This is a genomic window from Polaromonas sp. CG_9.11 (assembly GCF_015752225.1).
GTDB lineage: Bacteria > Pseudomonadota > Gammaproteobacteria > Burkholderiales > Burkholderiaceae_C > Polaromonas.
Map to the genome: position 1 here is coordinate 1 of NZ_JADOVE010000043.1, position 10,680 is coordinate 10,680.

The 10,680-nt window shown below is 57.3% G+C and carries 12 protein-coding genes and 1 pseudogene; 6 read left to right on the forward strand and 7 right to left on the reverse strand.

The genetic code is table 11. The features are described from left to right. The coding region (locus IWX85_RS19430) for a transposase (protein ID WP_196870872.1) at positions 1-222 on the reverse strand (222 nt) is incomplete at its 3' end. After that, the gene (locus IWX85_RS19435) at positions 194-1,327 is read right to left on the reverse strand and encodes a site-specific integrase (protein ID WP_196870873.1); all 1,134 of its coding nucleotides are present in this window, start codon (positions 1,325-1,327) and stop codon (positions 194-196) included. The genes IWX85_RS19430 and IWX85_RS19435, both read right to left, overlap by 29 nt. Before the next feature lie 373 nt (positions 1,328-1,700). On the opposite strand from IWX85_RS19435, the gene IWX85_RS19440 reads away from it, so the two are divergent. From IWX85_RS19440 to IWX85_RS19455, 4 genes are all read left to right on the forward strand, one after another. Next, positions 1,701-2,312, forward strand: a complete 612-nt coding sequence (locus tag IWX85_RS19440) for a hypothetical protein (RefSeq protein ID WP_196870874.1) — start codon at positions 1,701-1,703, stop codon at positions 2,310-2,312. Further along, the gene (locus IWX85_RS19445) at positions 2,305-3,249 is read left to right on the forward strand and encodes a nucleotidyl transferase AbiEii/AbiGii toxin family protein (protein ID WP_196870875.1); all 945 of its coding nucleotides are present in this window, start codon (positions 2,305-2,307) and stop codon (positions 3,247-3,249) included. The genes IWX85_RS19440 and IWX85_RS19445 overlap by 8 nt, the downstream gene beginning before the upstream one ends. A 48-nt stretch (positions 3,250-3,297) precedes the next feature. Beyond that, positions 3,298-3,639 carry a thioredoxin family protein gene (locus IWX85_RS19450; RefSeq protein WP_196870876.1) on the forward strand — a complete coding sequence of 114 codons (342 nt, stop codon included), beginning with the start codon at positions 3,298-3,300 and terminating at the stop codon, positions 3,637-3,639. Positions 3,640-3,770: 131 nt separating this feature from the next. Next, positions 3,771-3,977, forward strand: coding sequence for a hypothetical protein (locus IWX85_RS19455; protein ID WP_196870877.1), 207 nt, complete (start codon positions 3,771-3,773; stop codon positions 3,975-3,977). Positions 3,978-4,347: 370 nt separating this feature from the next. Here IWX85_RS19455 and IWX85_RS19460 read toward each other — a convergent pair whose 3' ends face one another. Together IWX85_RS19460 and soxC are read right to left on the reverse strand one after the other, a co-directional pair. Beyond that, a complete protein-coding gene (locus IWX85_RS19460) occupies positions 4,348-4,938 on the reverse strand; it encodes a c-type cytochrome (RefSeq protein WP_196870878.1) in 591 nt (196 codons plus the stop codon). Further along, the gene (gene soxC, locus IWX85_RS19465; protein WP_231380030.1) at positions 4,922-6,322 is read right to left on the reverse strand and encodes a sulfite dehydrogenase; all 1,401 of its coding nucleotides are present in this window, start codon (positions 6,320-6,322) and stop codon (positions 4,922-4,924) included. The genes IWX85_RS19460 and soxC overlap by 17 nt, the downstream gene beginning before the upstream one ends. Positions 6,323-6,817: 495 nt before the next feature. Here soxC and IWX85_RS19470 point away from each other — a divergent pair, with 495 nt between their 5' ends. After that, positions 6,818-7,186 carry an H-NS histone family protein gene (locus IWX85_RS19470; RefSeq protein WP_196870879.1) on the forward strand — a complete coding sequence of 123 codons (369 nt, stop codon included), beginning with the start codon at positions 6,818-6,820 and terminating at the stop codon, positions 7,184-7,186. Between the two features lie 398 nt (positions 7,187-7,584). On the opposite strand, the gene IWX85_RS19475 is transcribed toward IWX85_RS19470, so the two are convergent. Together IWX85_RS19475 and IWX85_RS19480 are read right to left on the reverse strand one after the other, a co-directional pair. Continuing rightward, positions 7,585-7,941: a hypothetical protein gene (locus IWX85_RS19475; RefSeq protein ID WP_196870880.1), complete on the reverse strand. Its 357-nt coding sequence runs from the start codon at positions 7,939-7,941 to the stop codon at positions 7,585-7,587. A gap of 36 nt (positions 7,942-7,977) precedes the next feature. After that, the gene (locus IWX85_RS19480; RefSeq protein ID WP_196870881.1) at positions 7,978-8,466 is read right to left on the reverse strand and encodes a hypothetical protein; all 489 of its coding nucleotides are present in this window, start codon (positions 8,464-8,466) and stop codon (positions 7,978-7,980) included. Between the two features lie 203 nt (positions 8,467-8,669). Between IWX85_RS19480 and IWX85_RS19485 the strand changes: the two are divergent. Next, a pseudogene (locus tag IWX85_RS19485) lies at positions 8,670-9,791 on the forward strand (IS3 family transposase); the annotation flags it as partial. 73 nt (positions 9,792-9,864) lie between these two features. On the opposite strand, the gene IWX85_RS19490 reads toward IWX85_RS19485, so the two are convergent. Then, positions 9,865-10,554 (reverse strand): dihydrofolate reductase family protein, encoded by a 690-nt coding sequence (locus IWX85_RS19490; RefSeq protein WP_196870882.1) that lies wholly within the window; start codon positions 10,552-10,554, stop codon positions 9,865-9,867. Between the last annotated feature and the right edge of the window lie 126 nt (positions 10,555-10,680).

Consider the following 10,680-nt stretch of genomic DNA (forward strand, 5'->3'; position numbering starts at 1 on the left):
CCCGGTCTTGCTCCAACGCGAGTGACGCAGATGCACCACCCGAAAGTCGCCAAAGCGCTCTGGCAAGTCCCTCCACGGGATGCCAGCGCGGTAGCGATACAGCACGGCTTCGACAAACAGCCGATTGTCCCGGGCGCTCACGCCAACAGTTTCTTCGCGTCCGGGCAGCGAGTCCTTGATGCGTTCCCATTGATCATCTCGCAGTGCATATCTTCTGGTCATGTTTACGAGATAAGGGGCAAATCGTGCTCTTCAATAGCGTTGATGCCGTTTTCAATTGATGACACGCCCTAAGGTGCTTTTGCAGCCGGATGAGCACCTGATCGTCCTTCAGGCCGCAGCGGCGCAGGATCTCATTTAACGGCACGCCCTGGTTGAGCCAGCAGCTGATACAGGTGTTGCGCAGCGTGTTGGGCCCCATCTGGCCGATGTCAAAACCCACCAGACACCGTGCCATGTGCGCCTGGCACAGGTTGTACAGGCTTTTGGGGGTGATGGCCGCGCCCTCGGCGCTGCCGACAATGAGCCGGTCACCAGCGCCCGCCTTGCCCAGTTTTCTCACTTCCAGCCAGTCGTGCAGGGCGGCGCTGGTGCGGTTGTCGAGCATCAGCTGACGCGTCTGAACCGGGCGGGCGCCTGCCAGCTGCAAGCTGTAGACGGGGGGAGGGGAAGACGAGGCCAGCGGCGTCCAGAACGCACTTTCGGGCTGCAGCAGGGGCAGGCCCTCCAGCGCCAGGCGCTGAGCAATCTCCCCTGGCGTTCCTTCATGCACCTGCACACTGCCAAGGGTCAAGCTGATGACCTCTCTGACCGTTAGCGCGCAGCGCATCATGAGCAGCAGCACCAGTCGGTTCCGCCTGGCCCTGAACTGGTAACCGCAGGGCAAGCCCTCCTGCAGCAGCGCCCATAGATGCGGGGGCAGGGCGAGTGACGCGGTTTTCTCGCTGGTGGCCGGCATCACCTCCGAGGCCGGGTTGTGCGCTAGAGTGCCCGAGAGCACCGCATGCGCATACAGGTCATTCAAGATGCGCCAGTAGCGCCTGAGCGTGACGGGCGAGACCGCTCGGGCGCCGGGCTTGCGAGGCGAGATGTCGCCAGCAAAGGACTGCACATCCCCCGGGCTGGCCGCCTGCCAGGAGACATCGCGGCCAGTGCAAAACGCCAGCCACTTGCGCCAGACGAACCCGGCCTGGCCCAGGCCCGCAGCGCCCATGGGCTTGCGGTGCGAGTCAAGAAGCCGGCTTGACTGCCAACCCTCGAAAAAGGCCATGCCGCCCAGGTCTTCGGGAGCAGCAGCATCAACAAAAAGCGCAGGAGCAGGGTGCATGCAACAAGGGTCCTGGTCAAAGCAAACAATATAACCAACAACCCCATTATATTACCTTTACAACCAATCCATTCCCACCCCCAAGCGCCAAGAACCAACCCCGCCTATTGATCAACCCTCCCCCTGATGTCTTCCTTTGCTCCCTCAAGGGCGCGGCGCGGGGAGGTCGGGCAGGGGGATGTATTTGTGGGCTACGCCGGTTGTAAAGGTAAATACAGCGGGCGCATGGCGATGTGCCGTAACCTTGTCGAACGCACATGGGTTGTTTCATCAAATTGGCTTGAACCTGTCAGTAGCTGAGGTGCGTCTCAAGTGGGGAACGATGTCTTTAGGAAAGCAGTAAAATGCATGAAACTTCAATGGGAATTCAGACATGTCTATCAGTGTTGCGAGTCGTGCCCAGCCTCTGCGAGGCGCTGCTGCTCACCTTGCGGACGAGTTGCAAGCCGGCCGCGTCTATCGGCGGGAGGACCTCGCTCGTCTGTCCACCGCTGTGGACAGACACCTGCGTGCGCTGGTGGCCACCGGGAAGCTGAAGAAACTCGCTCAGGGCCTGTACCACGCACCTCAGCAATCCACTTTCGGTCCGCTGCCGCCTGCCGATTCGCAGGTGGTGGGGGGGTTCCTGCGGGACAAGGATTTCCTGGTATTTTCCCCATCGGCCTACAACGCCGTTGGCCTGGGCACCACCCAGCTCTACAACCGCACGCTGGTCTACAACCACAAGCGCCACGGCGTCTTCCGTCTCGGCAACCGGCAGTTCGATTTCCGCATGAAGCCGCGCTTTCCCAAGAAGCTGACACCCGAGTTCCTGTACGTGGACTTGCTGAACAACCTGGAGGAACTGGCCGAGGACCAGGGCGCCGTGCTGCGCCAGGCGCGCACCAAGCTGGCGTCGTTCGATCCGGCCTGCCTTCAGCGTGCCGCCGACCGCTTTGGCAGCGTCGCCACACGCAAGCGCCTGCGGGAGTGGGTGGGTGCTTGAGTTCCTGCACGCACGGCGGGACTTCCACCAACTGCTCGCGATCGTCGCAGACGAGCGCGGAATCGATCCCGTGCTGGTCGAGAAGGACTACTGGATCATGCATTGCCTGTGGGGCCTGCAGGCCCAGGGCTTTGCGTTCGAGCTGAAGGGCGGAACTTCCCTGTCCAAGGGCTTCGGCATCATTCACCGCTTCTCCGAGGACATCGACATTCGTATCGCGCCCCCAGACGGCATGGAGGTGAAGGTGGGTCGCAACCAGGATAAACCTGCCCACGTCGCCTCGCGACGCGCTTACTATGACGAACTGACGGCACGCATTCATATCCCAGGCATCGACAGCGTGGAGCGCGACACGCAGTTTGACGACGACAAGATGCGCAGCGCGGGCATTCGCCTAGTTTATACCCCGAGTGCAGCGGCGTTGGCAGGCATCAAGGACGGCATTCTGCTGGAACTGGGATTCGATGACACGGCGCCCAATCGACCGGTCACCATCTCGTCATGGGCCCTGGACGTCGCCTCTGACCGCGGCGTAGAAGTGTTCGACAACCGCGCGGTGGCTGTACCGTGTTACGCGCCGACGCACACCTTCGTCGAGAAACTCCAGACGATTTCCACGAAGTACCGCCGGCTGGGCGAGGCGCAGGACTTCCCCGGCAATTTCCTGCGCCACTACTATGACGTGTACTGCTTGCTCGGCTTGGAGGAGGTGCAGGCCTTCCTGCGGAAGCCTGCCTACCCAGAGCGCAAGGCGCAGCGCTTTCGCCGCGGTGACGAGCAGGTGATCGCCCGAAACCCCGCTTTTGTCCTGGCCGACGCTGCGCAACGTGCGCGTTTCGCGCTGGAATACCGCAAAACACAAGCGCTGTACTACCAAGGCCAACCGGATTTCGATGCACTGGTGGCCCGGATTCATCACTGCATCGATGCAATGTGAGCAGGCGCTCAAACGTGTTTTGATCGCCTCACTGAAGGACCTGAAATCATGACACCTGCTCTTCGCTATGCCAACGACGCGCCCACACGCGAGGCAATCGATGCTTTGCCTGGGGTTGCCCTGCTGGAGTTCGGCACCGACTGGTGCGGCTTTTGCCTTGCCAGCGGGCCAATCATCGCCAAGGCGCTGGCCACCCGCCCCGCCGTTAAGCACCTCAAGGTGGAGGACGGCAGTGGCCGGGCACTGGGTCGGTCATTCAAGGTCAAGCTGTGGCCGACCCTGATTTTCCTGACCGATGGCAAGGAAGTGGCCCGGCTGGTTCGGCCAATGGATGGGGAGGCCGTGGCGCAAGCGCTTGGCGCTGTCGATCCTGCCAGCCCTGTCATGTGAGGCATCACCAAGGCCCGCTACCGGTAATGTTGTCTAGCAAAGCTGACATTTTAAGTTTTTTCAACAGACTTCCTAAGCCAAGTCTCGTGCGCCAAGGCAGAATATGACAACCCTGCTAATTTCTTCGCATCATGCCTGCGCCATTGAATCCCGAGTTTGAGGAAAAACGGTTGAACGAAGACCGGGGGGCCTGGTGCCAGGCGTACGTCGCGGTCTGGGCGCAGCTGTCCAAGGGCAGCTTCGACAAGCAAGCGGTTGAGGAAGCGGCCGACACGCACTGGCAAAGAAGTCCGCAAAGTGATCCCGTGCACATAGCTGCTGTCGAATTCACCAAGTAGACGGCACGTACCGACCAGTGTGCGCCGATGCCAGCTCTTGAACATGTTCTTTGCTGGGTAGCCCAAATGGAAAATGGTCGCGCCCGTGTGTTCCCCGAGGTTTATGTAGCGCCTAACTGTTTGAATGGGTCTTAGTACGAATGTATGAACTACCGCCTAGTAATTCAAGTTTTTGGCCGCACCCCCTACCTGATATAGCTCAATCACAACCGCAAGATGTTTCCAACTTTGCCAGCAACCAGCTATTTCGCGGTTGGAGCCGGCAGTTCCTTCTATTGCGAAAAAAACGTGCCCAGACCGGGTAGCTTCTTCCGGAATGGTAGTCACCTGACCCCACTTTTTTTGCACATTCCGGACTTGTCGAAACAACTCACTTCGAATGAGGCGTTTGAGCTACCCGCATGAACTTGTCAGGACGGCGATCAGGAACGAATCCGTCGCGATTGGGCATTCTGACCTGAGCCAGCGAAGTCTTGCCGAGCATGGCGTCCGGCGAAACGACTTTTGCCTCCGATAAGATATAAGCTGTTACAGCATAAACTTCATCGTTCGACAGGCTTCCCGGCGAATACAGCGGCATGGCCCTTTTCACATAGTCGAACAGGGTCGTGGCATAAGGCCAGTAACTCTCAACCGTCTTGACTGGCGCTTTTGTCGGATCACTGTTGACCAGGGTCTGGCGTCCGCCGATCAGCCGGTCTCCAAGGCCTCCTTGCAGCTTTTCACCATGGCACGCCACGCATTGCGCCTGATAAATGACTTTTCCTTGTTCAACCGTACCCTGCCCATCCGGCAGACCGCGGCCGTCGGGTAACGGGGAAACAAAGCTCTGGAGATCCTCAGGCGTAGCGACGCTGCCGAACCCGAACGTGACTGGCTCGCTGGCGGTTGCGCCCCAACAAACGCAGCTCATGACGAAAGCTGCAGCCAACCGCAAAGAATGATTAGTAGTGATAGACATTCGATACCTTTCCGTCGCTCGCAACTTGCCAGCTCTGAATGGCGTTTAAGTGATAGATCGAGCCGAGCGGCCCGTTCAGTCCGCGCTTGGCGATGAGTTGTCCCAGCGTCGGCTGCACGTAGCCGGTGTCTTCAACGCAGCGGCTCTGAAGGATGGCCGGTTTGCCGTTCCACATCCATGGCAGCCTGAAGCGGGTGTGGCAAATAGGCAGCACTGGACCTTGCAGCGCAGCCGCACGCCAAGTCAACCCACCATCAGTCGAGACGTCTACGCGCTTGATCGCGCCGCGGCCGGACCATGCCAACCCTGTGATTTCGTAGAATCCCGGGCCATCGAGCAGCATCTCGCCTGATGGAGCCGTGATCACCGACTTGGCATCCATTTCCATCGAGAACTGTACGGCCTTGCCATTGGGCATGAGGTCGGTATATTTGGACGTTTCTTCTCGCGTCATGAACGGACTGTCCGCAACCTCGATGCGCCTGACCCATTTGATGTGCGTGTTTCCTTCAAAGCCCGGGACGATGAGGCGCAAGGGATAGCCTTGCTCAGGACGCAGGGCTTCGCCGTTTTGTCCATAGGCTAAAAAACAGTCCTTCAAGGCTTTTTCCATCGGGATACTGCGCGTCATGGCTGAAGCATCTCCGCCCTCAACGAGCAGCCACTTCGCGCTGGCACGCAGCCCCACTTCATTGAGGATGGTAGATAGTGGAACCCCTGTCCACTCCGAGCAGGACGTCAAGCCATGGGTGCCTTGTACGGTCTTCATCGTCGGCTTGGACCACTCGGTCAGGCCATTGCCCGAGCATTCAATAAACAACACCCTGGAAATGGAAGGAAACCGCCGCACGTCATGCATCGAGTATTTACGGGCCTGCTTGACCATGCCGTGCACGAAGAGTGTGTGCCTGGACGGATCGATGACGGCCGTACCACCATGACTCCTTTCAAAGTGAAGGCCCGACGGGGTGATGATGCCGCAACTCTTTTCCAGCGGAGTCAAGGTCCAGGAAGACTGCGGTGTCGCCGTCTTGAACCGTGTGCGCACCTCTGTCTCGAACTGCGAGCGTGAGCCATAGCTTTCTTCGGCCAACGGGTAGCCTTGCACTTTGGTCGCGTCGGCTGGCACGTCATGCACCTCAGCACCGGGCGGCGCAGCGGCGCGAGCGCCATGCATCGCAATGCTCGCTATGCCGGCCGCAGCGACCGAGCCGCTGATCAGGAAGCGCCTTCTGGCGGGGCGGCTTTCGCCTCCTGCGTAATATACGGACTCGGGATCGCTTTGCGCTGTGTCTAAGCGGCGGGCCTCGTCTTCAACCATCAAATCTGTGCTGGATGGGTGGCTTTTCGCCGATTGATCGACGACTGTGCTGTGACTGTTCATCAGTCTGCCTCCTATGTGTTTTGTATTCCCATTTGCCAGGCTACCGAGGGTGGGCGGTTCATTATCACCCACGCCTCACTGCAACAAAATTGCATTTTGACAGTTTGACCTGAAAATCCATGCACTGCAAGCACCACAAGAATCGACGCCACACGATCAGGACAGTACCGGGCAACGTCAGAAAATGCGCTGCCTACTACGAGGTATTACGCTGGCGTGGGGACGTGAACATTTGGTTTACACACAATACGATTGACAAATTGATCGTGCACCTGAACTCTTTCCTCATAACCGGAACAGCAGTCTGGGCACAGCTGTCCAAGGGACAGCTTCAACAAGAAAGCGGGTGAGAAAGCGGCCAACGCACACTGGCAAAGAAATCCGCAAAGTAATTGAGTGAAAACAGCAGGCTCATTATCAAAGCAGTTCCCTCGTGGGCGTGATCGGTCAAGCGCAGTAGGATAGGCGCTGGTACAACTTTAGAAAAAATCAACTATGAATGAACTCGTTAAACTCCGCCAGCAAATTGCCGAGATGGAAAAGCAGGCGACTGACCTGCAGAAAAAGAGCAGGCCCGCCGTGCTGGCCCAGCTGCGCGAGCAAATGGCTGCCTACGGCATCACGGCCGAAGAGTTGAGCCGTCCCGCTCCCAAAGCCCGCAGACCCAAAGTGGCGCCGACCAAGCAGGCAAGCCCGGCCAGAGGCAAAAAACCCGTTGTGTCTTCACCCATGAAGTACCGGGGACCCCAAGGCCAAGAATGGACCGGCCGGGGCACAGCGCCGAAGTGGCTGAATGATTTGCTGGTGGACGGTAAAAGCAGAGACGATTTCTTGATCCGCCAGGACGCAGGCAATGCAGGTTAAGGCGCAACCGAGTCGTAAGAAGCGATTCGAATAGGGCTGCTTTTGAGGCACGGCACCAAGTGGCCATGCCTCAGAGTAAGGTAGCCAAGATACTCAGTCGTATACGGGTTTGACAATTAGCGGTTTGCCATCAAAGCGGCTTTTCCATCCCGAATGGGGAGCTGAATGAATAACGCGGCAAAAGAGAAGGCGTGACTTGACCATCACAATGATGACAGTCCAAGTCAATCCCTTTGCCGTTCTAATTTTCGTATTCCACGATTTAGATTATGTTAAGTAAATGGTTTGCGAAACTTAACAGGGTACTAGGTCAAACGCCGGAAACGATAAAAGCCTCCAAAGTCGCCTTCGCCACCTTTCCCTTCTCTAACCAACCCATACTGATTGCCGCGTTATGGTCAGCCCCCGTTGGCCCGGAATTTGCCAAAGGTCGCGTCAGCTGAAAGGTTTTTCTCCATTTCGCGAGCAATTTTCGCGAAAGCTGGGCTACGTACTAGGGTGAAATCCGTCATCACCTGAGCTTCGAGTTTGTCTGCTCCATGGATGTGGGAACCGGACTTGGCAGCCGGTTGCTCACTCTGCAACCGGGCAAGTTGCAGCGTCCTTTTAGACACCTTGAAGGCAGCCTTTGCATAGCGCTCCATGAACGCGATCTCTACGACTCGGGTAGTGCTGTCCTCGGAAAGAATATCTCCCAGCCCTTTGACGGCTTGAGGTTGCAATGAGCGGTGGCTGCGATTAAAAAGAGTAGTCATAAAATATTTGTCAGTTTTTATAGCATCAAGCGGCAATCAACGCAAGTCGTCTTGTGCAGCGGCATAAGCGCGGGCGCCGTCAGCGTCAAAGTAAAAAAGGCGACCGTCTTCGCGTCGAAACGGCGGCCTGAAGAATCCTGATCCCTTTCTTCGACGCATGAGACCCTGCTGCTCATACTTTTTAGCTAACTCCTCGCTGGCCTGAGCGTCGGCGCCGAGCGCTGCATGCAGACCAATTCTGCCTTCAAAGTCGTGTGCCAAGCTGACCTGGATCGCCGTGTCGAGCAAGGGAGCCAGCGTTGCAAACTTGTCGTTGACTCCAAAATACCGCAGGGCTGCTTGCGGGGCTGCCGCAATGTACCAAATGAACACGCAGCGTTTTGAGAGCTTGACCCCTGCCGGAGTTCCCGGAAAGGCGTAGGGCAAACTTAAAATAGCTTGGGCTACCGGGACCGCATCTCCGTCTCGCCCCTCGACGCGGATTTGAAACGTGAGTGCCTGCCGACCTGCTGCCGCTTCAGTCACATTGCAGCCAATGAAGTATGCGGGCCAGTCCCAATCCGAGCCAATGCCACCCTTCGGCTTGATATGGGGCGTGTGGATGTCTCTTTGCCAGAGCTGAACGTCCTTGAACTCGCAGGGGTGAATTTCTGCGGAAACTGTGCGGGTGGTGCCAGCGACTCGAATAGGGGGTGCGGCGGAAATCTTGGACTACTTAAAGGTAGTTCATGTACTCATACGAAGACCGCATTCGAGCCGTCAAGCTCTACATAAAACTCGGCAAACGCACTGGCGCGACCATTCGTCAGTTGGGCTACCCGACCAAGAACGCGCTCAAGAGCTGGCATCGAGAATACGAGCAAGGCCGCGATTTGCCGGTGGGCTATGTCCGTTCAAGGCCAAAGTATTCAAAAGAGCAGAAGAACATGGCCGCCCGGCACTACCTAGACCATGGCCGGTGTCTCGCTGGAACCCTGAAGGCCCTGGGGTATCCGTGCCGTGAAACGCTCGCAGACTGGGTCGATGAGCTGTACCCTAAAACAAGAATACGCGTTGTTGGCAAATCAGCAGGCGTTCTGCGCCCCGAAGAGTTCAAGCAAGCGGCCGTCATCGAGCTGTGCACTCGGCAGGCAAGTGCGCAAGCAGTTGCTCAAAAGCTCGCCGTGAGCCGGCCGACGCTGTACAAATGGAAAAATCAACTACTTGGCCGTGAGGCTCCCGCATCCATGAAACCTAACAACGATCCGCCGCCAGATCCTGAGCGAGCGGAGCTCGAGCAGAAAGTCCAATCGCTTCAACGCGACATCCGCAAATTGCAACTTGAACACCACCTTTTGAAGAAGGCCAATGAACTGCTAAAAAAAGGCCTGGGCGTCGACCTGCCGCTCCTGAGCAACCAGGAGAAGACCCGGCTGGTTGACGCCCTGAGAGACACCTACGCGCTGCCAGAACTCTTCGCCGAACTTGACCTTGCCCGCAGCTCCTACTTTTATCATCGGGCACGGCTGCGGGGCGCTGACAAGTATGCCGATGCGCGTTTGGCCATCACAGATGTCTTCGAACGCAATCATCGGTGCTACGGTTACCGGCGGATGCGGGCGGCATTGGGCAGGCAGAAGTTCAGCCTCTCGGAAAAAGTCGTACGGCGTTTGATGCGTCAGGAATGTCTGGTCGTTGCCGTTAAGAAGCGGCGTAAGTACGGCTCCTACCTGGGAGAAATCAGCCCGGCCCCGGACAATCTCATCAACCGCGACTTTCACGCTACAGCCCCCAATGAGAAGTGGCTTACCGACATTACGGAGTTCCAGCTCCCGGCTGGCAAGGTGTATCTGTCGCCCATGATCGACTGCGGGGGTGCGGACAAAACCGTGTTGGCGCCAACAATCTGGATCTTCGTATGCAGCACTTTCACATTCGGCATCCTCAGCGGGGGTTCGTGTACCGCAGCCACACCCCGCCGCCCTGCTGGATATCTGCCGAAGTCAGGGTAAGGTAGGTCGGCTTGGTCCAAGCATCTTTGGGAATCTCAAACGATGCAGGATGGTCTCCACGCCCGTCGATCACCGGTAAAATGAGAACACTTACCTCATCGACAAGTCCGGCGTTTACAAATGATCCGCTTACAGTGGGTCCGCCTTCAACGATGAGACGCTTTGTACCGAGTTCATCCACAAGGATTGCAATAACTTGGCCCAAATCAATCTCTGTCTTGCCACCAAAAATGTAAGACACGTCAATGGATTTCAGATAGGCCAGGTAGTCGTCCGACACCGCTTCTGACACCACCGAAACGACGTGCGAATTGAGCGCTTCGTTGTGTGTCCAAGCCACTTTTCCATGGGGATCAATTGAGACGGCGTAGCAGTCCGCATCACGCTTGGCAAAATAATGAATGCGTGGGACAGGCGCTTTGGCCAATCCCCTCGGATAGTCATCGCCATGCGCGATTTCCTGCATGGTGACCCGGCCGCAGATCCACGCATCGAACGCAAACTGCTGAGCAAGCTTCTCATACATGTCCCCGGCGTCTTTTTTGAAGGGGCGGGACCAGCCGTCGGTGAGCGCGTGTCCATCGATAGAGGACATCATGTGGCAAACAACATATGGTTTCATTGAAAACTTTCCGACATCGTTGATGGTTAATAACTGACCTTACGCAGCCGCCTGAAATTTCTGAAGCTGGTCAAAAGCGCTGCGGGTGGCATTGATGAGAAGTTTGAACCTTAAAGCGAAGGAGTT